This window comes from Candidatus Pelagibacter sp. HIMB1509 (genome assembly GCF_052047855.1).
In the GTDB taxonomy this organism is placed as follows: Bacteria; Pseudomonadota; Alphaproteobacteria; order Pelagibacterales; family Pelagibacteraceae; genus Pelagibacter.
In genome coordinates this window covers 907,118-929,279 of the sequence record NZ_JBNAIU010000001.1, presented here as the reverse complement: position 1 = coordinate 929,279, position 22,162 = coordinate 907,118, and the positions used below count along the sequence as shown (strand labels likewise).

27 protein-coding genes are annotated in these 22,162 nt (G+C 28.3%); 8 read left to right on the top strand and 19 right to left on the bottom strand.

Annotated elements, in window-relative coordinates:
* Window positions 1–41: 41 nt before the first annotated feature.
* From serS to ACTTBO_RS04870, 10 genes are read right to left on the bottom strand one after another with little or no spacing between them, the layout of a single operon-like run.
* Window positions 42–1,301: a serine--tRNA ligase gene (serS, locus tag ACTTBO_RS04915; RefSeq protein ID WP_440656653.1), complete on the bottom strand. Its 1,260-nt coding sequence runs from the start codon at window positions 1,299–1,301 to the stop codon at window positions 42–44.
* Window positions 1,294–2,064 (bottom strand): twin-arginine translocase subunit TatC, encoded by a 771-nt coding sequence (gene tatC / locus ACTTBO_RS04910; protein WP_440614387.1) that lies wholly within the window; start codon window positions 2,062–2,064, stop codon window positions 1,294–1,296. Before tatC ends, serS begins: the two co-directional genes overlap by 8 nt.
* Entirely contained in the window at window positions 2,057–2,275 is a 219-nt protein-coding gene (gene tatB, locus ACTTBO_RS04905) for a Sec-independent protein translocase protein TatB (RefSeq protein WP_440656652.1), read from the bottom strand. Before tatB ends, tatC begins: the two co-directional genes overlap by 8 nt.
* A 5-nt stretch (window positions 2,276–2,280) precedes the next feature.
* Window positions 2,281–2,481, bottom strand: a complete 201-nt coding sequence (gene tatA, locus ACTTBO_RS04900) for a twin-arginine translocase TatA/TatE family subunit (protein ID WP_262589223.1) — start codon at window positions 2,479–2,481, stop codon at window positions 2,281–2,283.
* A 47-nt stretch (window positions 2,482–2,528) separates the two neighbouring features.
* On the bottom strand, window positions 2,529–3,230 hold the full coding sequence (gene scpB / locus ACTTBO_RS04895; protein WP_440651392.1) for an SMC-Scp complex subunit ScpB: 702 nt from the start codon (window positions 3,228–3,230) through the stop codon (window positions 2,529–2,531).
* Window positions 3,223–3,966, bottom strand: a complete 744-nt coding sequence (locus tag ACTTBO_RS04890) for a segregation and condensation protein A (RefSeq protein WP_440656651.1) — start codon at window positions 3,964–3,966, stop codon at window positions 3,223–3,225. The genes scpB and ACTTBO_RS04890 overlap by 8 nt, the downstream gene beginning before the upstream one ends.
* Window positions 3,967–3,975: 9 nt before the next feature.
* Window positions 3,976–4,926: a glycoside hydrolase family 3 N-terminal domain-containing protein gene (locus ACTTBO_RS04885; protein ID WP_440656650.1), complete on the bottom strand. Its 951-nt coding sequence runs from the start codon at window positions 4,924–4,926 to the stop codon at window positions 3,976–3,978.
* Window positions 4,916–5,179: a hypothetical protein gene (locus ACTTBO_RS04880; protein ID WP_262589227.1), complete on the bottom strand. Its 264-nt coding sequence runs from the start codon at window positions 5,177–5,179 to the stop codon at window positions 4,916–4,918. The genes ACTTBO_RS04885 and ACTTBO_RS04880 overlap by 11 nt, the downstream gene beginning before the upstream one ends.
* On the bottom strand, window positions 5,179–6,912 hold the full coding sequence (argS, locus tag ACTTBO_RS04875) for an arginine--tRNA ligase (RefSeq protein WP_440656649.1): 1,734 nt from the start codon (window positions 6,910–6,912) through the stop codon (window positions 5,179–5,181). The genes ACTTBO_RS04880 and argS overlap by 1 nt, the downstream gene beginning before the upstream one ends.
* Window positions 6,909–8,027, bottom strand: a complete 1,119-nt coding sequence (locus ACTTBO_RS04870; protein WP_440656648.1) for a deoxyguanosinetriphosphate triphosphohydrolase — start codon at window positions 8,025–8,027, stop codon at window positions 6,909–6,911. The genes argS and ACTTBO_RS04870 overlap by 4 nt, the downstream gene beginning before the upstream one ends.
* A 50-nt stretch (window positions 8,028–8,077) precedes the next feature.
* Between ACTTBO_RS04870 and ACTTBO_RS04865 the strand changes: the two genes are divergently transcribed.
* Both ACTTBO_RS04865 and xth read left to right on the top strand, forming a co-directional pair.
* Window positions 8,078–8,395: a HesB/IscA family protein gene (locus ACTTBO_RS04865; protein ID WP_262589230.1), complete on the top strand. Its 318-nt coding sequence runs from the start codon at window positions 8,078–8,080 to the stop codon at window positions 8,393–8,395.
* Complete coding sequence (gene xth, locus ACTTBO_RS04860) at window positions 8,395–9,171, top strand: exodeoxyribonuclease III (protein ID WP_440656647.1); 777 nt, start codon at window positions 8,395–8,397, stop codon at window positions 9,169–9,171. Before ACTTBO_RS04865 ends, xth begins: the two co-directional genes overlap by 1 nt.
* Here the strand turns inward: xth and ACTTBO_RS04855 are convergent.
* The 3 genes from ACTTBO_RS04855 to ACTTBO_RS04845 are packed head-to-tail and all read right to left on the bottom strand — an operon-like array spanning window position 9,163 to window position 10,927.
* A complete protein-coding gene (locus tag ACTTBO_RS04855; protein WP_440656646.1) occupies window positions 9,163–10,161 on the bottom strand; it encodes an Ldh family oxidoreductase in 999 nt (332 codons plus the stop codon). The genes xth and ACTTBO_RS04855 overlap by 9 nt on opposite strands.
* A 14-nt stretch (window positions 10,162–10,175) precedes the next feature.
* Complete coding sequence (locus tag ACTTBO_RS04850) at window positions 10,176–10,562, bottom strand: hypothetical protein (RefSeq protein ID WP_440656645.1); 387 nt, start codon at window positions 10,560–10,562, stop codon at window positions 10,176–10,178.
* Window positions 10,562–10,927: a Fur family transcriptional regulator gene (locus ACTTBO_RS04845; RefSeq protein WP_440656644.1), complete on the bottom strand. Its 366-nt coding sequence runs from the start codon at window positions 10,925–10,927 to the stop codon at window positions 10,562–10,564. The genes ACTTBO_RS04850 and ACTTBO_RS04845 overlap by 1 nt, the downstream gene beginning before the upstream one ends.
* Window positions 10,928–11,028: 101 nt before the next feature.
* Here ACTTBO_RS04845 and ACTTBO_RS04840 point away from each other — a divergent pair, with 101 nt between their 5' ends.
* Genes ACTTBO_RS04840 through ACTTBO_RS04820 form a run of 5 tightly spaced genes read left to right on the top strand, consistent with a single transcriptional unit; the run spans window position 11,029 to window position 13,756 of the window.
* Window positions 11,029–11,910 carry a phytanoyl-CoA dioxygenase family protein gene (locus ACTTBO_RS04840; protein WP_440656643.1) on the top strand — a complete coding sequence of 294 codons (882 nt, stop codon included), beginning with the start codon at window positions 11,029–11,031 and terminating at the stop codon, window positions 11,908–11,910.
* 56 nt (window positions 11,911–11,966) lie between these two features.
* Window positions 11,967–12,191 (top strand): DUF6552 family protein, encoded by a 225-nt coding sequence (locus tag ACTTBO_RS04835; protein WP_075506507.1) that lies wholly within the window; start codon window positions 11,967–11,969, stop codon window positions 12,189–12,191.
* On the top strand, window positions 12,191–12,622 hold the full coding sequence (locus ACTTBO_RS04830; RefSeq protein WP_440656642.1) for an arsenate reductase ArsC: 432 nt from the start codon (window positions 12,191–12,193) through the stop codon (window positions 12,620–12,622). The genes ACTTBO_RS04835 and ACTTBO_RS04830 overlap by 1 nt, the downstream gene beginning before the upstream one ends.
* Window positions 12,612–13,271: an MIP/aquaporin family protein gene (locus tag ACTTBO_RS04825; protein ID WP_440656641.1), complete on the top strand. Its 660-nt coding sequence runs from the start codon at window positions 12,612–12,614 to the stop codon at window positions 13,269–13,271. Before ACTTBO_RS04830 ends, ACTTBO_RS04825 begins: the two co-directional genes overlap by 11 nt.
* The gene (locus tag ACTTBO_RS04820) at window positions 13,268–13,756 is read left to right on the top strand and encodes an NUDIX hydrolase (protein ID WP_440656640.1); all 489 of its coding nucleotides are present in this window, start codon (window positions 13,268–13,270) and stop codon (window positions 13,754–13,756) included. Before ACTTBO_RS04825 ends, ACTTBO_RS04820 begins: the two co-directional genes overlap by 4 nt.
* Window positions 13,757–13,790: 34 nt before the next feature.
* Here the strand turns inward: ACTTBO_RS04820 and ACTTBO_RS04815 are convergent, their stop codons facing one another.
* From ACTTBO_RS04815 to ACTTBO_RS04805, 3 genes are all read right to left on the bottom strand, one after another.
* Entirely contained in the window at window positions 13,791–15,707 is a 1,917-nt protein-coding gene (locus ACTTBO_RS04815) for a PhoX family protein (RefSeq protein ID WP_440656639.1), read from the bottom strand.
* A 132-nt stretch (window positions 15,708–15,839) separates the two neighbouring features.
* Window positions 15,840–17,351 (bottom strand): Ppx/GppA phosphatase family protein, encoded by a 1,512-nt coding sequence (locus tag ACTTBO_RS04810; protein ID WP_440656638.1) that lies wholly within the window; start codon window positions 17,349–17,351, stop codon window positions 15,840–15,842.
* A 1-nt stretch (window position 17,352) separates the two neighbouring features.
* Window positions 17,353–19,491, bottom strand: coding sequence for an RNA degradosome polyphosphate kinase (locus tag ACTTBO_RS04805; protein ID WP_440656637.1), 2,139 nt, complete (start codon window positions 19,489–19,491; stop codon window positions 17,353–17,355).
* A 14-nt stretch (window positions 19,492–19,505) separates the two neighbouring features.
* Between ACTTBO_RS04805 and ACTTBO_RS04800 the strand changes: the two genes are divergently transcribed.
* Entirely contained in the window at window positions 19,506–20,030 is a 525-nt protein-coding gene (locus ACTTBO_RS04800) for a SixA phosphatase family protein (RefSeq protein ID WP_440656636.1), read from the top strand.
* On the opposite strand, the gene phoB is transcribed toward ACTTBO_RS04800, so the two are convergent.
* Genes phoB through pstB form a run of 3 tightly spaced genes read right to left on the bottom strand, consistent with a single transcriptional unit; the run spans window position 20,012 to window position 22,161 of the window.
* Window positions 20,012–20,695 carry a phosphate regulon transcriptional regulator PhoB gene (phoB, locus tag ACTTBO_RS04795; RefSeq protein WP_440656635.1) on the bottom strand — a complete coding sequence of 228 codons (684 nt, stop codon included), beginning with the start codon at window positions 20,693–20,695 and terminating at the stop codon, window positions 20,012–20,014. The two genes, ACTTBO_RS04800 and phoB, sit on opposite strands and share 19 nt — an antisense overlap.
* A 3-nt stretch (window positions 20,696–20,698) precedes the next feature.
* Complete coding sequence (gene phoU, locus ACTTBO_RS04790; RefSeq protein ID WP_440656634.1) at window positions 20,699–21,406, bottom strand: phosphate signaling complex protein PhoU; 708 nt, start codon at window positions 21,404–21,406, stop codon at window positions 20,699–20,701.
* The gene (gene pstB, locus ACTTBO_RS04785) at window positions 21,406–22,161 is read right to left on the bottom strand and encodes a phosphate ABC transporter ATP-binding protein PstB (protein WP_440656633.1); all 756 of its coding nucleotides are present in this window, start codon (window positions 22,159–22,161) and stop codon (window positions 21,406–21,408) included. Before pstB ends, phoU begins: the two co-directional genes overlap by 1 nt.
* Window position 22,162: the final 1 nt, after the last annotated feature.

The window sequence follows — 22,162 nt, the reverse complement described above, 5'->3', positions numbered from 1 at the left end:
AATTATGGCATTCTTATACCATCTAACTAATTAAAACAACTTTAATTCTTAGAAATCAATTCCATATTGTTCATATAAGGTCTTAGAACTTTAGGAATTATAATAGAACCATCTTTTTGCTGATAGTTTTCCATAATTGCAATCAGAGTTCTTCCAACAGCTAAACCACTTCCATTCAACGTACCTGCAAAAACATTTTCCTTATTATTGTTTTTATATCTTGCCTTCATACGCTGTGCTTGAAACGTTGAACAAGATGAACATGATGATATTTCTCTATATTTATTTTCTGATGGCAACCATACCTCTATATCATAGGTCTTCTCTGCGCTAAAACCCATATCACCTGAACATAAAATTACTTTCCGATAAGGTAACTCTAATTTATCTAGTATGTCAGTTGCACAATCTGTCATTCTCTCTAATTCTTCTAAACATTTTTCATTCTCAACAATGCTTACCATTTCAACTTTGTAAAATTGATGCTGCCTAATCATGCCCCTTGTATCCTTTCCATAACTTCCAGCTTCTTTTCTAAAACAAGGAGTTGAAGCAACAAATCTCATTGGTAAATTATTAAGATCAATCATTTTATCTTTAACAATATTGGTTAAAATCACCTCTGCTGTTGGTATCAAAAATTTTCTATCTGAACCTTCGTCAAATTTAATTTCAAACTGATCATTTTCAAATTTTGGCAACTGTCCAGTGCCGTACATAGTGCTTTCTGATGCCATTAATGGTGGTGATATTTCCTGATAACCATTTTGATGAATATGCGTATCAAGCATAAAATTTGATATTGCCCTTTCTAAAAGAGCCAATTTATCTTTTACAAATACAAATCTTGAACCAGTAGTTTTTGTAGCTAAATCAAAATCAAGCATATTTAGTTTTTCACCTAATTCGTAATGTGTTTTGGGTTTAAACTCTAAATTGGGTATCTCTCCTGATTTTAATATTTCTTTGTTATCATTTTCGTCTTTACCATTTGGAACATCTTCATGTGGTATATTGGGTATGCTAGACAGTATACTATCTAAATCAAACTTAATTTGTTTTTGATCTTCTACAATTTTCTCAAGTTCCTTGCTAATTTCTTTAGATTTCTTAAACAAACTCTCATCTTTTGATTTAGAAATATCTTTTTTTTCTTTTTCTAAACTTTCTTTTTTTTGAATTAAATTTCTATTTTGTTCATCTAATTTTTGAATTTTTTCAAAATCTACTTCTAAATTTCTTTTTTCAAGAGATTTTTGAAATTTGGAAAAATCTTTTCGTATTTCTTTAATGTTATGCATCTTCTTTTTGTAAATTTTTATTTTCTATAAATTTTACTGAAAATATTGATAATTCATACAGAATTAATAAAGGTATTGCTAAACCTATTTGAGTAATTGGATCTGGTGGTGTTAACAATGCAGCTGCTGCAAATATTATAACAACTACATATTTTCTTCTCTCTTTTAAAAATTGACTATCAACTATTCCGATTCTAGCTAATAGACTTAAAACAACTGGTAACTGAAAACTGATACCAAATGCAAAAATTAATTTCATAACTAGTGATAAATATTCATTAACTTTAGCCTCTAATTGGATTGGTAAATTTGTAGAAAGACCTGTGCTTTCAAATGAAAGAAAAAATTTAATCGCAAGTGGCATTATCAAATAATAAACCAGCATACCTCCTAAAAAAAATAATATTGGTGTTAATATAAGGTAAGGCAGAATTGCTATTTTTTCATGTTTATACAAACCCGGTGCAATAAATTTCCAAATTTGCATCAAGATAAAAGGACATGTAACAAAAAAAGCTGTGAAGAAAGATACTTTAAGATATGTTAAAAAAGTTTCTTGCAAAGCTGTAAATATCAATCTTCTATCAGAGCCATCTTCTTTTACAGCTCTTGCAAATGGATCAACAAGAAAACCATAGATATGTTCTGCAAATAAGTAACAAATTACAAAAAATATAAATAAAAAAATAAAGCTATTTATTAACCTTTTTCTTAATTCTGTAAGGTGACTTACAAATCCACCTTCCTGATCTTCATTACTCATCTTTTTTAATTTCTTTTTTTATTTCGTTGTCAATTTTTTCTTCATCTATCTCTAGATTTGAAACTTCATTTTGAATATTATTAACGTACCTTTTAGCTGATCCAATCCACGACCCTGCTTTTTTTAACATTACTGGAAAATCCTTTGAGCCAAGAACTATTATAGCAATAGCAACAACAATTAAAATTTCAAACCAACCGATAGTAGGCATTTAAATTAATTTTTGTTATCCGAGTCTTTGTTATCGTCAGATATATTTTTTGGCTCTGTATCGTCAGTTACGTCTGACGCCATTCCTTTTTTGAAACTTTTAATACCTTTAGCTACATCACCCATTAAGCTTGAAATTTTTCCTCTTCCAAACAATAAAACAACCAATATAACTACAATAGCTATTTGCCAAATTCCTATACTCATAAAAAACTTATAACCTTTTTAAGGTTATTTTGAAAGTTACTTTTTTACTATTCTTTCTCTTCAGGATCTAGAGTGCTATTAAGCATTTCATCTATATTAGAATAAATATCTTCTTTTTTCTCTTCTTGCTTTTCTTTGTAAAATTTTCCAGTTCCAAAAATAGCATTATCAACACTTGAACTATCAATTAAACCGGCAGCTCCTAATTCATCAATTGTTGGAAGGTCAGATAATTTTTGTATGTTGAAATGACTTAAAAAATCATCTGTAGTTATGTATTGAATTGGTCTACCTGGAACATCTTTTCGACCACCTGGTTTTACCCAATTTAATTCCATTAATATTTCTAAAGTGTTAGTACCAAAAGCAACACCTCTTATTTCTTCAATTTCAGCTCTAGTAACCGGTTGATGATAAACAATTATAGCTAAGGTTTCTACTGCAGCTCTGGATAGTTTCTTTTCAACAGTTTTCTCTTGGGACATCAAACTTGATAAATTTGGTGATGTTCTAAAAGACCACTTATCTTTTATACAAATTAAATTAATTCCCCTGTTTGAATATTCTTGTTTTAATTTTTCTAAAGATTCTGGAACATTACCTTTTTTAGAAACTTTACTTTCTATTGTATCTACATCTAAAGGCTCAGCTGCAGCAAAAATAATTGCTTCTATTTCTTTATCTAAATCAGATAATTTTGATGGGAATTTTAAAACATTATCTTTTGAAGCTTTTGCTTTTTTAATCATTTATTTCCTTTATATATATTTCATCAAATAATTTATCTTGTTTAATTGATAAATTTCCTTCTTTAACTAATTCTAATGATCCAGCAAAAATTCCAGCTTTGCCAGTTTTTTTGTATTTTGAACCACTTTTAAAATTACTTGGTATTAATTCATCCAATTTTTTCCACTCAAATAGTTTGCCAAAAAATTCTCTAATTGTTTTGATGCCATCTTCTGTTGTAAAAACAGGAAGTTTTGGAATATTCATTTTTTGAAAATCTTTAGTCATTATTATTGTTGAGTAAGCTTTCATTAGTTCAAATAAACTTAAGTTATATTCCGTGCTATAAATTGATCTAATATTTCCTTTCATACCTCTTGTTCTTATTTCTCTACCTAATCTTTTTCTCTTAAGCATTTGTTCGGATAATAATCTAATTAATTCTAATTTTTTCAGCTGTAATTTTAACTTTTCTGCAACTTCTTGAACTTTAAATTCTTCTTCAGGAGTACCAGGCAAAAGTAATTTTGATTTTAAATAAGCTAACCATGTCGCCATTAAAAGATATTCAGAAGCAATTTCTAAATTTAAGTTTTTTTCATTAGTAATATACTCATGAAATTGATCTGCTAACATAGTTATAGATATTTCTTCTAGATCAACTTTTTGAGCTTTTGCTAAATCTAAAAGTACATCCAATGGTCCATTATAATTATTTATATCAACATTAAATAATTCAGAATCAGTGGCAGACATGAAAAGATATTAACTTAAAATTTTATAAAATTGAGATGTTTTTTTAACAATAAAACTATTCACTTGAGGTGAATTTTCTGCGACTATCTTCATTTCTTTCATATTTCCATTGCAATGAAGTGCTATATTACAACCTGCGCTGAATAAATTAATAGTATTAAGTTTTAAATCATCACTTAAACTCTTCATTGATAAGTCATCTGAAATTAAAATATTCTTAAATCCTATATTTTTCCTAATAATATTAATTATTTTTTTAGAGTGTGTGGCAGTGTTATTTTTATCAATTTTTGAATAAACAACATGACCTGTCATTGCAAATAAACATTTCTTCTTTTTAAATGTCCAAAAATCGTTTTTAAGAAGATATCTATATGTTTTGTTAATAATCGGTGTTAAGTAATGACTGTCGACTTTTGCTAAACCGTGACCAGGTATATGCTTCATTACAGTTCCTATTGAGTTATTTTGAAATAATTCAATACAAATATCCCCTAATTTAGAGACAATTTTTTTATTTTTTGAATAAGATCGATCACCAATTACCTTGCTTGCACCATTTACTCTAAGGTCTAAAACTGGAACAGTATTGATATTCACACCAATTAAATTCAATAAATAAGAGGTTTTATCTACAAATAACTTATAAACGATTTCAAATTTTTTTTTATCTTTACTAAACAAATCTCCAAAATATTCAGATGTCATATTATCAAAGGAAATTAAATTTCTTAATCTGTTTACTCTTCCTCCTTCTTGATCAATCATGATTGGATATTTTTTATCCTTAAAAATTTTTCTAATGCTAGAGGTTAATTTTTTAACTTGATCAAAAGATGTAATATTTCTAGTAAATAGGATAATTCCCCAAGGTTTATATTTTTTTAGAAATAAAATTTCATTTTTAGATAACTTTGTTGATTTTAAACCAACTATAAAAGATTTTCTTTTACTTATCATTATCTAATAATTTCCAAAAATTAAATTTTTTCTTTTTCTTTTTGTTTGTTTGCTTAACATACTCAATTACATTTTGAGTATCATTCTCTAAAACTGGTAAATTTTTTGAATATAATTTTATTTTCTCATCAATATTTTGATGAGATCTATATGATTTTTTTTTGTGTTCATCTGAAAAATAATATTTTCCTGTAAAAAAAATAAATAAAAGTATTACTAAAACAAATATTAAGTACTTTATTTCTTTAAGCATTACATTTGATTTGGTGTATCTACACCAACAATATCCATGCCTGTTTTTATTACATTAGAAATAGCCTTCAAAAAGATCAATTTATCTGGTGAGACTGTTTTTTGATCATTAATGAACCTTTTTTCAGGAAATTGTTTTCCTAAATTCCAATACGAGTGAAATTCCGATGCAAGATCGTATAAGTAAACAGGTATTCTATGTGGTTCTAATTTTGTACTAGCTGCATCAATACATTTTGGCCATTCAGATAATTTTTTTAAAATTTTAATTTCATCATTAGAATATTCAAAATTGAAATCATATAATTCAATTTTTGAATTTAAGTCTTTATCTATATGTTTAAATACAGATGAAATTCTAGCGTAACAATATTGAACATAATATAATGGATTGTCTTTAGATTTTTCTTTGACTGCATCGAAATCAAAATCTAATTCAACATCACTACTTCTGTTAAGCATAATAAATCTTGTTGCATCTCTTCCAACTTCTTCAATCAAGTCATCTACGGTAATATAATCTCCTTTTCTTTTAGACATTTTGAAAGGCTTGTTATCTTTAATTAACTTGACCAACTGGCTAATTTTACAAATTAATGTATCTTTTTTTCCTGACAGTGCTTCAACCGATGAGGTAATCCGTTTTATATAACCTGCATGATCTGCTCCAAGAATATTGATTAAGTAATCAAAATTTCGATCAACTTTATTTTTATGATAAGCAACGTCACTTGCAAAATAAGTCCATGTGCCATCAGATTTTTGAAGTGCACGATCTTTATCGTCACCAAATTCTGTTGATTTAAATAATAATTGCTCTCTTTCAACCCAATCTTTGTTATCTTCACCAGCTGGGGCTTTGATTTTTCCTTTATAAATAAAGTTATTTTTTTCTAAAAAATCTATTACACTTTCAACTTCATTGTTTAATACGATATTTTTTTCACTAACAAAATTATCATGTTTAATACCCAAGCTATTAAGATTGTTTTTGATAAGCAGAAGCGCCTGCTCTATTGATAAGACAGTTAATTTATCTCTAATTTCATCAAAATTATCAAATTTAAGATCTGAATTATTTGAAATTATATTTTTTGCAAAATCAATTAGATAATCCCCAGGGTACAAATCAGGATTATCTTCAGGAAATGTTTCTTTAAAATGAACTTCTCTTATTCTAAAATATACTGATTTAGTAAAATTTATAATTTGGTTACCATAATCATTCACATAATATTCTTTTGTAACTTTGTGTTTATTAAAAATTAAAACATTAGAGATAACATCACCTAGAATAGCACCTCTACAATGTCCTACATGTAAAGGACCTGTCGGGTTTGCTGAAACAAACTCTACTAAATAATTATTTTTTTTCTCTTTGTCATTTATTCCAAAACTATCTGCATTATCTGTGATACTTTTAATAAAATTTGACCAATAAGATGGTTTAAATTTAATATTAATAAATCCTGGTTTGGCTACAGATATTGTTTCGATTTCGCTGTCATTATTTTTAATTTCGGGAGCAAGTTTTTCTGCTAGCTGTAATGGTGAGGTTTTATTGATTTTTGATAGAACCATTGCAACATTTGTTGAAATATCACAATCAAATTTTGGTGGAGGTATTTCTGCATTAATACCATTAAAACTCTCTGGAATTTCTAGTTTATTATTTTTATTCAAATCGACGATAACAGATTTAATTTTATCTAAATATAATTCAAAAATATTCATTTATTATCGTTATAAAGGTTAATAGCATATCTATCAGTCATACCAGATATAAAATCTGAAATAGCTCTATATTTGTCTTTAGTCAATTGATCTTTGGACAAAAATTTTCTTGGATTTGATTTAATTATTTTAAACAATTTCTTAATTATTAATTTACCTTTATGATTTTTTTTCAATACTGACTTGTTGTCGTACATTTTGTCTCTTAAGAAAGATTTAATTTCTTTTTCTGCATTCTTAATTTGGTTAGAAAAACAAACGATTAACTCATTAGATTTAGCTACATCTCTTGAGGATTTTACCTTAAGTTTTTGAATATTTTTTTGGGTATTGCTCAATAAATCTCTAACCATGAGATCAATTGAGTCTCTTATAATTTGATAAATTGCAATTTTATAATTTTTATTAGTAATTTTATTTTTATATTTTTTATGAATATTTTTAAAAAAATCTATTTCGACCAATTCCTCCATTTTAAAAAGATTAGCTTTTATTCCGTCTTGAATATCATGATTGTTATAAGCAATATCATCTGAAATTGCTGAAATTTGAGCTTCAAGAGAGGGAAATGAATTATATTCAATTTTACCTTTAAAAGCTTTTAACCCTATTAACTTATTAACTAAACCAATATCCTCAACAGGTCCGTTATGTTTAAGAAGACCTTCTAACGTTTCTATGGTCAAGTTTAATCCCTTAAACTTAAAATACTTATTTTCTAAAAACATAACTATTCTTAAAGTTTGAAGGTTGTGATCAAAACCACCATAATTCTCCATGCATTCATGTAAGGCATCTTCTCCAGCATGACCGAACGGGGTGTGGCCTAAATCATGTGCTAAACTTAAAGTTTCAGCTAAATCCTCGTTTAATTTTAAATATTTAGCTATTGATCTTGCAATTTGAGCAACTTCGATTGAGTGAGTAATCCTTGTTCTAAAATGATCTCCTTCAGTATTAACAAATACTTGGGTTTTATGTTTTAACCTTCTAAATGATGCGCTATGAATAATACGATCTCTATCTCTTTGAAAAGGAGATCGATATTTTGAGTTAGCTTCCTTAATTAGTCTGCCTTTACTTTTGTATACCCCTAACAAAGCGTCTTTTTTCATCCTTTAATTAAAATAATTAAGTATTATATTAGTAATATCAGTGTTGAGACATGATTAAAGAAATTAAATTTACAGATAATGCGTTAAAACAAATAGAAAGTTTGTTAGCAAAAAAAGATAAAGGTTCATTTTTTAGAATCGCTATTAAAGGTGGTGGTTGTTCAGGATTTCAATACGAATTCACTTTTGACAAATCAAAACAAGATGACGATCTAAATTATCAAAATATTTTAATTGATAAAACTTCTGCAGATTTACTTAAAGGGTCTGAAGTTGACTATGTTTCTGAGTTAATAGGTGAACAATTTAAAATATCTAACCCACAAACAAAATCTTCTTGTGGTTGTGGTGTTTCTTTCTCACTTTAATGCTGATTTCATCCTGGAATGTTAACTCTGTAAGAGCAAGAATTGAAAATATCAAAAGCTATTTATTAAAATATAAACCAGATATTTTAATGATGCAGGAAATCAAAACCGAGGATATCAATTTTCCTTATGATGATTTTTCTTCAATTGATTATGAAAGCCACGTATTTGGTCAAAAAAGTTACAATGGTGTAGCAATTATTTCAAAAAATAAATTAAAAAATATTAGAACTGATTTAATTAAAGATAAATTAAAACAATCAAGAATAATTTCTGCTGAATTTGAACATAAGAAAAAAACTATTCAAATAATAAATATATACACTCCCAATGGAAATCCTGTTGATACTGAAAAATATGACTACAAAAAAAATTGGCTAGATCAATTAATCAAACAACTAAAAACTTTATCTAAGAAAAATCCAAACTTAATTCTTGCAGGTGATTTTAATATAATTCCATCTGCAGAAGATGTTTATAATGTAAAAAGTTTCGAGAATGACGCTTTATATAGGTTAGAAATTAGAAAAAAATTTAGAGAGATGATAAATCTGGGTTTCAATGATGTATATAGATATTTTAATGAAGAGAAAGAAGGATACACATTTTGGGATTATATGAGAGGTGCTTGGCAAAAAAATAATGGCATGAGAATTGACCATTTTTTAGTTTCAAATTCACTAATTGATCAAATTAAAGATATAAATATCAACAAAGATCCTCGTGGAAGAGAAAAACCCTCTGACCACACTCCTATTGAAATTACTTTAGCTTAAAGATTTAATTTTATTAACTAACTCTTCGTTTATATTTCTTGGACCAGTGTCCGATCTATTTTTATGACGTCTTTCACCTGGTAATCTTACTTCACCCATTGATTTCATCTTCTCAAAAAATTCTTCTGCATGTTTCTGCCAATCAGTTCCTGAAGTTTTATCTGGATTTATTGCTAATATAAATTCACCACCGCTTGGAGGTCCACCATCGTTATTATCTTTAGCAGCTGTTTCGTAACTAAAATTATCACCAACTAAAGCGCCCGCTAATAATTCAACCATCATTGCAATTGCAGAGCCTTTGTAACCACCGAACGGTAATAATACTCCACCATCAGCAATTTGACCTGGATCAGTTGTTTCTTTTCCATCTTTAGTCAAACCAGTTCCAAGTGGAACTTTGTGCCCTTCTCTTTTGGCAACCTGAACTTCACCCATAGCCATCGATGCAGTTGCCATATCGTAAACAACTGGAGTTTTTCCAGGTCTTGGCCAAGCAAATGAAATTGGGTTCGTTCCAAATAATGGTTTTATAGCTCCTGCAGGTGCAACAGCAGGTTTGTAAGATGTACAGGCAAAAGCAACTAAACCATCTTCAGCTAATTTTTCTGTTTCAGGCCACATAGCGGCCATATGATGTGAATTGTTTATTGCTAATACCGCAACACCATTTTCTTTTGCAGCTTTAGCTAATTCAGGTAATCCTTTATTTAATACAACAGGTGCTAAACAATTATTTCCCTCAACTTTAATTACAGAAGGTGATATTTTTTTTATTTCGGGTTTCCCTTTGCCATTTACCTTTCCACCTTTAAGGCCTATAACATATGCTGGTAATCTAAACAAACCATGTGATACTGATCCATCTCTTTCAGCATTTCTAATTAAATCTGATAAAATTGATGCTGTCTCATCATCGCATCCATTAGCTAAAAGTGTTTTTTTAGCTAAATCATAAATCTCATTTAAAGTAAGTGCTACTGTAGACACCCAATCATTAAATATTATTTATGCTTACTTTTCAAATCCTTTTTTAAATCTTCGTGATCACCTACTACTACGTGATACTTACTTTTGGTAACATATTTTTCCATTAAAGGTATTACTGACAAAGGTATCAAACCACCAATCACTATCCCTATTGCTGCAGATTTTAAGTGTGGATCTAAAGTAGCAGCTATAAAATCAGCAATAATATGAGCAAATATAACACCAACCAATCCAGCTATATATCCGTTAGAAATAATTTTTAATAGTCTATTGATACTCCATCCGGAATAATAACCAATTACAGGAATTATTGTGTGCACTAACCCAAAAATTACACCTCTCAAAATATCAACTTCTTCTAAAAAATGTAAAAATTCAGGTAGAGAATGTGCGTGTTCCATTAATTACAATCCTTGCAAGTAGTTAAAACTTCCATTTTAAAACTATTAAAATCATATTTTTTAATATTATTTTTTTTAAAAAATTCTAAAAAGATATTTGATTTAAGTTCTTCTGTATCACCACATTTCTCACATATTGCTATAGCTGTATTATGATTATCTTCATGAGTATGATTACATAAAATATAAGTTTTTGTTTGATTTGATTTATGAATTCTCTCCTCTTCAATCAAACTATCCAAAGCTCTATAAACAGTCATTGGTTGAGTTTTTTTAATTTTTTGTAGCTTATCTAATATCTCATAAGCAGTTAAATGCTTGGATGATTTTTTAATTATATTAAAGACTAATTCTTTATTAGACATATTGTTATGTTATAACATAACAAAATATTGTCAACATAATTTACACATAATGTTTAAAAAAATTATTGTCTAAATTATATATTTTTGATTATAGTTGGTTGATGAAAGACTTAAATTTATTTAAGAAAAATGGATTTATAGTTAAAGAAAACCTAATTTCTCAAACAAAGATAAATAAAATTAATAAAATTGTTAATGAAGTAATTTCTAAAGAAAAAAAAAGAAAAAAAAGTAATGGTAAAAATGGTACTCAGTCATATGATAATTACCATTTTGTTTACAATTCAGATTCTTCAAATAATAAAGAGATATTAAGATTAAATAATCCTCAGAACAGACATAAAGTTTTCTATGATTTATCTAGAGATAAAAAGATAATATCAATAGCTAAAAAATTGTTAGGTGGAACAGTTAGATTTCATCTTGGTAAATTAAATTTTAAACTACCTAATAAGAAAAAAGGAAGTGAAATTGGATGGCACCAAGATTGGGCTTTTTACCCACATACAAATGATGATTTAATCACAGTTGGTATATATTTAGATGATTGCTATGAAAAAAATGGGCCTCTTAAAATAATAAAAAATTCACACAAAAAGAAATTATATAGCCACCACAGCAAAGAAAATTACTTTGTTGGAAAAATAGATACTAAGAAAAATAAAATAGGAACTAAAGATAGTGTTTCTATAACAGGAACCGCTGGTACAGTAGTGTTTTTTCATTGTAGATCAGTCCATGGGTCTGGACACAATCTTATGAATAACTCAAGACCCTTAATTTTATTTGGTTATAGAGCTTGTGATGCTTGGCCATTAATCAATGATGGAAACCCTCATCCTGAAGTAAATTTAGAAAATTATGACAAAAATATTATTGTAGGAAATAAATCGATAAAACCAAGATTAACTAAAGTTCCAACAATAATCCCACTACCTAAAAAGAAACACTACGTTTCAATCTACGAACTCCAAAAAAATTAAATTACATTAAAGTTCTTTGTAATAAATCTTTAACATAACATTCATATAAATTTTGAATGTTATTTTTAAAAAAATATCTTAAATGGATCAGTACATTTTTGGTATTAACTGGTATTTTACTTACAAATCTTAATATTTATCCACTGAATATATATTTTCATGGACTTGGTGTTGTTGGATGGACAATTTCAGGGTTTTTATTAAAGGATAAGGCTATCTTAACTAATTTTGGATTACAAATTCCACTATTTGTAATTGGTATTTATAAAATTATTTTTTAATGAAAAATATATTATTTGTATGCACTGGTAATTCTGCAAGAAGTATTATAGCTGAAAGTATTATAAATAATGAATACTCAGATAAATTTAAAGCTTTTAGTGCTGGAAGTAATCCTTCTGGAACAATCAATCAAGATGTTAAAAGTTTTTTAGAGAAAAACAAAAATTATAATCTAAGCAACTATAGTTCTAAAAACTTTGAAGAATTTATAAATAATGAAATAAAAATGGATCATGTATTTACCGTATGCAATAACGCAAATAATGAGGTGTGCCCTATCTGGCCTCAAAAGGAACAAATAATACATTGGGATATTGAAGATCCTGTATCCAAACTTCAAAGTGCAAATAATGAAGAAAAGCAAATAATCATTAGAAACACATTCAATATTATAAGTAGTAAAATTAAAGATTGGGTAAATGAAAAATAAAAGTAGATATTTTCTTTCAGAATTTATTGGAAGTTGCTTTCTAGTAATGATCATAGTTGGATCAGGCTTAATGGCTGAAAATCTGACCAACGATATAGCTGTAATGCTAATTGCCAATACTATAGCAACAGGCGCTGGTTTATTTGTGTTAATTACAGTATTTGCTGACGTATCTGGTGCTCACTTCAATCCATTTGTTAGTGTTGCAATGACAATTACTGGAAAATTAAAAAAAAGATTACTTCCCTTTTATATTTCTGCTCAAATCTTAGGGTGCATGTTGGGTGTAGCTTTAGCTAACTTTTTTTTTGAACATCAAATATTTGAGCTATCAACAAAATCAAGAGATGGTGTTTATATATTTGTATCAGAAATAGTAGCTACTTTAGGTCTTATAATGATAATTTTTGGTTCAATGAAATCGGGTAAAATTACTGTAGCTGCTTCAGTTGGTTTATATATTACAGCTGGTTACTGGTTTACTTCATCAACATCATTTGCAAATCCTGCAGTTGCAATAGCTAGAACTTTTACAGAATCATTTACTGGTATAAATTATTTAAATACACCATTTTATATAATGGCAGAATTAATTGGAATGATAATAGCAATTTTTATAGTTAAAAAATTATTCTTACAGAAAAATTGAAAAATTTTAAACTCAGTAATAATATTGAACTAATCAATAAACCTTTTAAAAAAAAAGAATTTTATCATTATTTTAAGACGTCTAATCTTTCGATAGTTATACCTAAAATAAATAACAAATATATTTTGGTTTCTCAGAAAAGAATTCCTATAAATAAAATTAATTATGAATTTCCATCTGGTATCATTGAAAAACATGAAACGGCTTTAATATCTGCTAAAAAAGAACTAATTGAAGAAACGGGATATAAATCAAGAAATAAATTGAAAAAAATTACTTCGTTTTATTCTGAACCAGGTCGGCTCACCACTAAAATTACTGGTTTTTTTTGTAATAATCTTATTAAAATTTCAAAGCCAGAAAATGGAATAAAAATACATATAGTTTCAGATCATCAAATAATTAAATTAATTAAGAATGGTAAATTTAACAACGCATCACATATCGGTATGTTTTTGTTTTATAAAAAAAAATACGCTCGATAAATTATCGAGCGTATTTAAAGGGGTTTAATGTTAATTAACCAATTCTAGAGCCATCATATTTTCTAATAGCAATAATTGAAGATCTTGGAGCGGTACCAGGTCCGTCTGGCCATGTAGAATTACCTTTTTCACCTGGATGTTGAATACCAACAAACATTGTTTTGTAATCTTTACTCCAGGTCAATCCTGTAACCTCTGCCTCATTAGGTCCTACAAGGAATCTTTTAATCTCACCTGTCTTTGGGTCACCATACAACATTTGATTATTACCCATTCCAGCAAAATCTCCCGAATTAGAATACTTTCCATCAGTTTGTATCCATAATCCTCCTTTAGAATCAAATTTAATACCATCAGGAGCATTAAACATATTTTCCTTAGTTATGTTTTTAGATCCAGCATTTGGTCCTTTGTGAACAGCTGGATTTCCAACTAAAACAAATATATCCCATTTAAAATCAGATGAGGCATGATCACCTCTGTCTGCTGTCCATCTAACAATTTGACCATATTGATTATTTATTCTAGGGTTAGGTCCATTTACAGACGTATCATCACCACCAGCATTTGGTTTTTTTCCTCTGTTCTTATTATTTGTTAAAGCAACATATGCTTCTGCTTTTAATGGATTTGCTGCAACCCATTCAGGTCTATCCATTGTAGTCCCACCTGCTGCAGAAGCTGCTATTCTAGTGTGAATAGCTATTTCGGCTTTAGACTTCATTCCTGTTGTTTCAGGTGTTAAAGGTAACCATTTACCTTTGCCATTGTCATCAAACTTGGCAACAAATAAATCTCCATCTTCTAAAACTTCGGAATTATCACCATTTTTACTATATTTTTTTGATGATATAAATTTATAAAGATATTCACCTCTTTCATCATCTCCAAGATAAACAATAACTTCATTATTTTTTCCAAGAACTACTTCTGCGTTTTCATGCTTGAATCTACCTAACGCAGTTCTTTTTTTTGGTGTTGATGAAGGATTAAGAGGATCAATCTCCACTACATATCCTGCTCTATTAGGTTCATTTGGCTCTAAATCCCAAGAGAATCTATTATCATATTTTCCCCAAGCATAACCCCAATCTTTAGTAGATATACCATATCTTTTAAACTCAGGCGGAACTTCTGCATCAGGGTCTGTGTTAGAGAAATAACCATTAAAATTTTCCTCACAGGCTAAATAAGTGCCCCATGGAGTTTTACCATTTCCACAATTATTCCAAGTTCCTAATGATTTAGTACCAGTTGGATCAGAGATTGTTTTCAATAGTGAATGACCTCTTGCTGGACCAGTAATTTCCATAAGAGACTCTGCTGTAATTCTTCTGTTGTACATAGAGTCTTTAACTATTTCCCACTTTCCATTTTCGTTTGAGATTTCAAAAATACTTACTCCATGGCCAGCCTTACCTTTTCTTACATCATCCTCATTTTCTGGAAGTTTTGTTCGTCTGTTGCCATAAATTATAGATCTATTTACATATTCATTGTTTACAGCAATAATTGTCTTTCCATCCTTTGTGGTAAAAGTATCCATACCATCATTGTTATCACCAAATGATAATTCCTGACTTTCACCATCACCTCTTGTGAAGTGATCAAACCATTTTCCTTTACTGTAAAGTGGATCACCCCATTTAGCTACTATTTCCCAATTAAAACCATTAGGTATTGTAATGTCATCGGTTGTATTTGCTTTTATTGGTTTAAAATCAATTAATCCTGAAAAAGCTGCCTCAGCATCTGATGTGCTAAGCATATTCAAACCAGAACCCAATACAAAAGCTGATGCACCAAACATAGCACTGCCTTTTATAAAGCTTCTTCTACTCATTGCTTTTTTTAAAATAATATCAAATTCTACTTCAGATGGTGGTGGATTATTTATTTCATCATATTCATCAATTGATAAATTATGCAACTCAATATTTTTTTTATTCATAATTTTTTTCTCCTTTGTGAATACAATTGCAAAAAAAAATTACAAATTGATTAATAAAAAGTTTAATTTTTTTTAACTTTTTGTTACAATAAAAGTAGCGATCTCTTCTAAGTTGTATTTTAAAAATTTATTTCAGTTATTTGAGTATATTACTCTAGGTTCTAAAAATAATTCTCTTGATAAAGCTTTAAATTTTTTTGTGACTTGTTTAGAAATTATTTCCTGATGTTCTGAAGGTATTTTTAAAAAAACAGCGTTCCCTCTTCTGTATAATTTAAATTCCTCTAAAAAAATTGTTGAAATTGAAGTTAGTGAATGGGCAAATCTTAGTGCTGAACCTACTTGCTTACTCGAGAAAATTTCATTGTTATTTAGATAGGTGAGATATTCTATTTTTGGATTATACTTTATACTGCAGTATCTCCAGTAACATGATAAAGCTATTTGAATTCTTTCTTTGTGAGATAATCTTAATAAAGGAGTATTTAAGGTTTCTTGAAAAACTAATTCAGCTTTTTGAAATGCTCCCAAACCCCAATCCATATGACTTAGAACACAAGCCCAATTTAACAATTTTTCACTAAAGTGTTCATTTCCATCAAAAACTGGTTTTATAAATTCAAAATATTTTTTAAAGGTAAAACCTAAGTCTCCTCTTTTTTTTGCAATATGCTCTAATGATTTATCAAAAACCTCTTTACCATCTACATTTTTAAAATGATCTTTTGCAAGAGAACCTTCCCTAATACCACTAATCGAACATATTATATTTTTTGGATTAGTAATATTCATTAAATCACCTAAAATTATAGAACTATAAGGCAAATATGGTGTTCTTGATTTGGATATATATTCAACAGTTTTAAGTTTAGATTTATTCATAGCAGAGATTTTTTCTATAAATTTTGACAATGATTGATTATCAATAGAGTATTGATGAATAATGTGAACTGGGTGGTTATTTTGAAACAGATGTAATTTAAATAAAGCTCTCCAAGTTCCACCAACTAAATATAAATTTTCAAATTTTTTCTTAGATAACCATTTTTCATCTCTCAATAATTTTTTTATATACTTAGATAAGTTTCTTTTTTTTACTATAGGGTTATTTAATAGCCTCAAAACACCTAAGGGTAATGATGTTTTATTAGTTATCGTTCCATTTTCTATGCGAGCTAACTCTAAACTTCCACCTCCTAAATCAGCAACCAGACCATCTACATTATCAAATCCAATTTTTACACCTTCAGCTGAACTCTCAGCTTCTTCTTCACCGGTTAAAATCTCAATTTTTTTTTTAAATAGTTTTTCAACTTCCTGCACAAAAGGTTTTGCATCCATAGCTTCTCTTAGCACAGCTGTTGCAATAATTTTTATGTTAGAGATTTTTGAAATGTTTAAAATTTCAGAAAATCTTTTTAATACTTTTAAAGCGTAGACTACACCTGATTTATGTAGTTTTCTGGATTTGTCTAAATTCTTTCCTAACTCACAAACAGCTTTTTCATTAAAAAAAGGTACCCTTGATGAGCTAAAATCATCATAAATAAGCATTCTGATAGAATTTGATCCAATATCTATTATAGCGACTTTTGCTTGTTTTAGTTTTAAACTTTGTTTACTTTTTAAAACTTTTATTTGCATCTCAAACTGCTTTTAAATTTAGTTTTTTTGGTTTCATTTTTAACTTAGCCTTTCCCCTTCCTGACAGACTTGGATTATTCATAAAATAATCGTGTGCAGAAAAGGAATCGTTCTTACTATATTGAATTTTTTTGTAATCTCCATTTGCATTAAGAACCCAACTTTGTTTTTTGTCTAAATAATTTGCCAACATTATTTGGTCTAAAACTTGCTCGTGTACTGTTTTATTTTCAATTGGAACTAGAAGTTCTACTCTCCGATTAAGGTTTCTAGGCATTAAATCAGCAGAAGAAATAAATACTTTGGCTTCTCTACTTGGCATTGATTTGCCATTTGCAAAACAGTAAATTCTAGAATGTTCTAAAAATCTTCCAATAATGCTTTTTACTATAATATTTTCAGATATATTTTTTAATCCTGGCCTCAAACAACAAACTCCTCTAACAAACAAATAAATTTTAACACCAGCATTTGACGCTTCGTATAGTTTATCAATTATATCCGGGTCGACTAATGAATTCATTTTTGCCCAAATTTCTCCGTTCTTCCCTTTTTTGGAATTTAAAATTTCATTATTTATTAGTTCATTAAGTGTTTTTCTTAAGTTTATTGGAGAAATAGAAATTTTATTAAGATTTCTTGGTTTGGCATAGCCTGTAACATAATTATAAAACTTTTCTACATCGGATGCTAATTTCTTATCTGAACTAAATAATGATAAATCAGTGTAAATTTTAGCATTTACAGGATGATAATTGCCTGTACCCAAGTGAATGTAAGTTTGAATTTTACCTTGTTCTCTTCTTAATATTAGTGAAGATTTTGCATGTGTTTTGTATTTTGCAAAACCATAAACAATTTGAACACCAGCTTTCTCTAAGCTTCTAGCCAATTGTATATTTGCTTCTTCATCAAATCTAGCCTTTATTTCTATTAAGGCTGTTACAGCCTTACCATTTTCTGCTGCTAAAATAAGTGCTTTTACTATAGGCGAGTCTAGTGTTGTTCGATAAAGGGTTTGTTTGATTGCAATAACTTTTTTATCGTTGGCTGCTTGATTAAGTAACTCAATTACAGCATCAAAAGTTTCAAACGGATGATGAACTATTAAATCTTTTTTCTTAATTGTTTCAAAAAAATTATAGTTATATTCTTTTAATCTCTCAACGTCTCTTGGATTAAAATGTTTAAATTTAAACTTTGGATTTTTAATTTTACAAATTTGGTCAATATCTTGAATACCAACTAATCCTTCTATTTCATAAATATAATCAGAATTAATGTTTAACTTATTTGTTATAAATTTAACAAGTTCATTGTTACTATTTTTTATAATCTCAAGTCTTACAATATCCCCTGTTCTTCTTTGTTTTAATGCCAACTCAAATGATCTTACAAGATCTTCAGCTTCCTCTTGTATTTCCACATCACTATCTCTTATTACCCTAAAGAGCATCTTAAGTTCAACGTTATGATCAGGAAAGATTTCTGAAGCAAAAAAACTAATCAAATCATCAATAACAACATATTTTTTAAAATTTTTATTTCCTTTAACTTCTATAAATCTAGGTAATGCTTTTGGTATAACAATAATAGAATTGAGTATTCTTTTTTTATTTTTCTTCTTCAATTTCATTACTAAAGCACGTCCTTGATTAACTATAAATGGAAATGGATGTGCTGGATCAATTGCAGAAGGTGTTAATAGTGGATAAATTTCCTCATTAAAAATTTCTAATAATTTTTTTTTTTCAGAATTACTTAAGCTTTGAGGTTTTGCTAAATTAATATTGGTTTTTTTTAATTGTAAAACTAATTCTTTAAAAATTTTATTCTGTTTTTTTAAAAGATTATTTGTTTCACTTACAACTTTTGCCATTTGTTCTTCAGGTGTAAGACCATCAGAACTTAAAGAATCAACCTCTTGTTTTATTTGACTATGTAGTCCAGCAACTCTGACCATAAAAAATTCATCAAGATTTGAACCTGCTATTGATAAAAATTTAACTCTTTCAAATAGTGGGTTTTCAATATTTTGTGCTTCCAGTAGAACTCTATCATTAAATTTTAACCATGATAATTCTCTATTGATATATCTTGATTTAAGTTCATCTTTGTATTGTTTTTTTTGAGTACTCATAATATTTAGGAAATATGTTTGAATTATATGTCATGCGACATTCAAAATCTAGTTGGAGCAACTTAAATTTGGAGGATTTTGATAGACCATTAAATAAACGTGGTAAGAAAAATGCTAAGTTGGTTTGTGAATTTTTTGTTACAAAAAAAATTAATTTTGATTATGTCTTAGTTTCTTCATCAAAGAGAACCAAAAAAACCTTACAAATATTATTAAAAAAGCTAAAAAAGCCTAAAAAAATTTTTTCATCAAAAAAACTTTATTTAACAGATGAGAAGAAAATAATTGAATATATCAAAAAAGTTCCAAAAACATATAATTCTATACTTTTAATTAACCACGAGCCGGTAATAACAAATTTAGTTAGAGAATTGATAAAAAATCATAATAGTAATTTGTTTAAACTACTTAATTATAAATTTTCAACATCAGCTTTTGCTAAAATTAATTTTAAAATTAAAGATTGGTCTGAAGTTGTAAACAAAGGTGTATTGAAAGAATTTGTAAGACCTAAGGATATTCAGGTTTCTAAAGAATAGCCAGCTGATCTTACTGTCCTTATTAATGGCTTTGTATCTTTAATATTTATTGCTTGTCTTAATCTTCTAATATGAACATCTACGGTTCTAGACTCTACATATATATTTTCACCCCAAACATTATTTAGAAGCTGTTCTCTTGAATAAACTCTTTTTGGATTTTTGATAAAAAAATCCAAAAGCTTAAATTCTGTAGGACCCAGGTTAATTTCTATATTTTTTCTGTAGACTCTTTTTGTTATTCTATCTATTTTTAAATCACTGAAAACAACCACATCTTCAGAGGACTGTGGTTTAGATCTTCTTAAAAGAGATTTTATTCTTGCATTTAATTCTTTTTGACTAAATGGTTTTGTAACATAATCGTCAGCACCTGTATCAAATGCTTTTAATTTATCTTCCTCTTCACCTTTGGCAGTAACCATTATTATAGGTATGTCTTTAAATTTTTTATCTTTTTTTAAATTTTTACAAATATCTACCCCTGATAAATCAGGTAGCATCCAATCCATTAATATTAAATCGGGATGTTTGTCTTTTATTTGTTTAAGAGCATCCTCTCCATTTTCTGAATAACTTACTTTGTGACCTTCTTTTTCTAAATTATACTTTAACAATGTTATTATAGGAGACTCATCTTCAGCTATAAACAGATGTGCAGACATTATTTATTTTTCACCATTAACTATTGGCTGTGAACCTTTAGGTCTATCTCCTTCTAAGTAAGATCCTTTAACTAGGAAATAAATTTGTTCTGCAATATTAGTTACATGATCTCCTATTCTTTCAATATTTTTTGTAACAAAAAGCAAATGAGATCCATACTCAATATTTTCATTTCCTGACTTGAGATATTTGATTACTTCTTCCATACACGAATTAGTTAGATTGTCTACTTCTTCATCTTTTTCCCAAACATCTAATGCCATTTCAGGTGATCTATTTGTGTATGAGTCTAATACTAATTTAAGTTGTTTTTGCACCATAGTTCCAACTCTCTCTATAGATTGTGTCAGATTATCAGGTAAATTATTGTTTATTAGTTTGGTTCTTTTAGAAATATTTTTGGCTAAATCACCTACTCTTTCAAGGTCAGAAGATATTTTGAGAGCAGTTACAGTTTCCCTTAAATCTATAGCCATCGGTTGTCTTAATGCAATCAAATCAACAACTTCTTGTTCTATTTGACTTTCAAAATTATCAATGACAGCATCATTATTTATTACAGTATCTGCAATTGAGTTATCGTTATTGCACAGAGCCTTTATAGAATTTCCCAAAGCTGTTTCACAATTACCTCCCATAATAACCAAATTATTAGTTAGTTGTTGTAATTGTTCCTCATAAGATTTTACTGTATGTGGCTTCTCAGTCATTATCCAAATCTCCCTGTAATATAATCTTGTGTTTGTTGTTGATTCGGGTTTTTAAATATCTTATCAGTAGACCCAACTTCTATCAATTTACCTAAATGAAAAAATCCAGTTTGCTGTGATACACGTGCTGCTTGAGACATTGAGTGAGTTACTATAACAATAGTATGTTCTTTTTTTAATTCATCAATTAGTTCCTCAATTTGTGCTGTTGCTATAGGATCTAAAGCTGAACAAGGTTCATCCATTAAAATTACCTCAGGTTTAACAGAAATGGCTCTTGCTATACAAAGTCTTTGTTGCTGTCCTCCTGAAAGACCTGTTCCTGGTTCATTTAATCTATCTTTAACCTCATTCCAAAGAGCTGCTTTTTTTAAACTATCTTCAACAATTTGATCAAGCTCATCTTTAGATTGAGCCATACCGTGGATTTCAGGTCCATAAGAAATATTTTCATACAAAGTTTTAGGAAATGGATTTGGTTTTTGAAACACCATTCCAATTTTTTCTCTTAATCTTACAACGTCTGTACTCTTTTGATTGATATCATAATCATTAATTTTAATTTCTCCTTCAACTTTACAAATTTCAATTACATCGTTCATTCTGTTTAAACATCTTAGAAAAGTAGATTTTCCACATCCAGACGGGCCAATTAATGCCGTTACTTGTCTTTCTGGTATATCCATGTTGATGTCAAAAAGAGCTTGTTTATCTCCATAAAAAACATTTACTTTTTTTGCTTCTATTTTATTCATT

What these genes read in the sequence shown, in the direction of transcription:
- serS (WP_440656653.1), bottom strand. Translation starts at nt 1,301, where the DNA reads ATGCATAACATTAAAGAAATACGAAAAGATTTTTCCAAATTTCAAAAA.
- tatC (WP_440614387.1), bottom strand. Translation starts at nt 2,064, where the DNA reads ATGAGTAATGAAGATCAGGAAGGTGGATTTGTAAGTCACCTTACAGAA.
- tatB (WP_440656652.1), bottom strand. Translation starts at nt 2,275, where the DNA reads ATGCCTACTATCGGTTGGTTTGAAATTTTAATTGTTGTTGCTATTGCT.
- tatA (WP_262589223.1), bottom strand. Translation starts at nt 2,481, where the DNA reads ATGAGTATAGGAATTTGGCAAATAGCTATTGTAGTTATATTGGTTGTT.
- scpB (WP_440651392.1), bottom strand. Translation starts at nt 3,230, where the DNA reads ATGATTAAAAAAGCAAAAGCTTCAAAAGATAATGTTTTAAAATTCCCA.
- ACTTBO_RS04890 (WP_440656651.1), bottom strand. Translation starts at nt 3,966, where the DNA reads ATGTCTGCCACTGATTCTGAATTATTTAATGTTGATATAAATAATTAT.
- ACTTBO_RS04885 (WP_440656650.1), bottom strand. Translation starts at nt 4,926, where the DNA reads ATGATAAGTAAAAGAAAATCTTTTATAGTTGGTTTAAAATCAACAAAG.
- ACTTBO_RS04880 (WP_262589227.1), bottom strand. Translation starts at nt 5,179, where the DNA reads ATGCTTAAAGAAATAAAGTACTTAATATTTGTTTTAGTAATACTTTTA.
- argS (WP_440656649.1), bottom strand. Translation starts at nt 6,912, where the DNA reads ATGAATATTTTTGAATTATATTTAGATAAAATTAAATCTGTTATCGTC.
- ACTTBO_RS04870 (WP_440656648.1), bottom strand. Translation starts at nt 8,027, where the DNA reads ATGAAAAAAGACGCTTTGTTAGGGGTATACAAAAGTAAAGGCAGACTA.
- ACTTBO_RS04865 (WP_262589230.1), top strand. Translation starts at nt 8,078, where the DNA reads ATGATTAAAGAAATTAAATTTACAGATAATGCGTTAAAACAAATAGAA.
- xth (WP_440656647.1), top strand. Translation starts at nt 8,395, where the DNA reads ATGCTGATTTCATCCTGGAATGTTAACTCTGTAAGAGCAAGAATTGAA.
- ACTTBO_RS04850 (WP_440656645.1), bottom strand. Translation starts at nt 10,562, where the DNA reads ATGGAACACGCACATTCTCTACCTGAATTTTTACATTTTTTAGAAGAA.
- ACTTBO_RS04845 (WP_440656644.1), bottom strand. Translation starts at nt 10,927, where the DNA reads ATGTCTAATAAAGAATTAGTCTTTAATATAATTAAAAAATCATCCAAG.
- ACTTBO_RS04840 (WP_440656643.1), top strand. Translation starts at nt 11,029, where the DNA reads ATGAAAGACTTAAATTTATTTAAGAAAAATGGATTTATAGTTAAAGAA.
- ACTTBO_RS04835 (WP_075506507.1), top strand. Translation starts at nt 11,967, where the DNA reads ATGTTATTTTTAAAAAAATATCTTAAATGGATCAGTACATTTTTGGTA.
- ACTTBO_RS04830 (WP_440656642.1), top strand. Translation starts at nt 12,191, where the DNA reads ATGAAAAATATATTATTTGTATGCACTGGTAATTCTGCAAGAAGTATT.
- ACTTBO_RS04825 (WP_440656641.1), top strand. Translation starts at nt 12,612, where the DNA reads ATGAAAAATAAAAGTAGATATTTTCTTTCAGAATTTATTGGAAGTTGC.
- ACTTBO_RS04815 (WP_440656639.1), bottom strand. Translation starts at nt 15,707, where the DNA reads ATGAATAAAAAAAATATTGAGTTGCATAATTTATCAATTGATGAATAT.
- ACTTBO_RS04810 (WP_440656638.1), bottom strand. Translation starts at nt 17,351, where the DNA reads ATGCAAATAAAAGTTTTAAAAAGTAAACAAAGTTTAAAACTAAAACAA.
- ACTTBO_RS04805 (WP_440656637.1), bottom strand. Translation starts at nt 19,491, where the DNA reads ATGAGTACTCAAAAAAAACAATACAAAGATGAACTTAAATCAAGATAT.
- ACTTBO_RS04800 (WP_440656636.1), top strand. Translation starts at nt 19,506, where the DNA reads ATGTTTGAATTATATGTCATGCGACATTCAAAATCTAGTTGGAGCAAC.
- phoB (WP_440656635.1), bottom strand. Translation starts at nt 20,695, where the DNA reads ATGTCTGCACATCTGTTTATAGCTGAAGATGAGTCTCCTATAATAACA.
- phoU (WP_440656634.1), bottom strand. Translation starts at nt 21,406, where the DNA reads ATGACTGAGAAGCCACATACAGTAAAATCTTATGAGGAACAATTACAA.
- pstB (WP_440656633.1), bottom strand. Translation starts at nt 22,161, where the DNA reads ATGAATAAAATAGAAGCAAAAAAAGTAAATGTTTTTTATGGAGATAAA.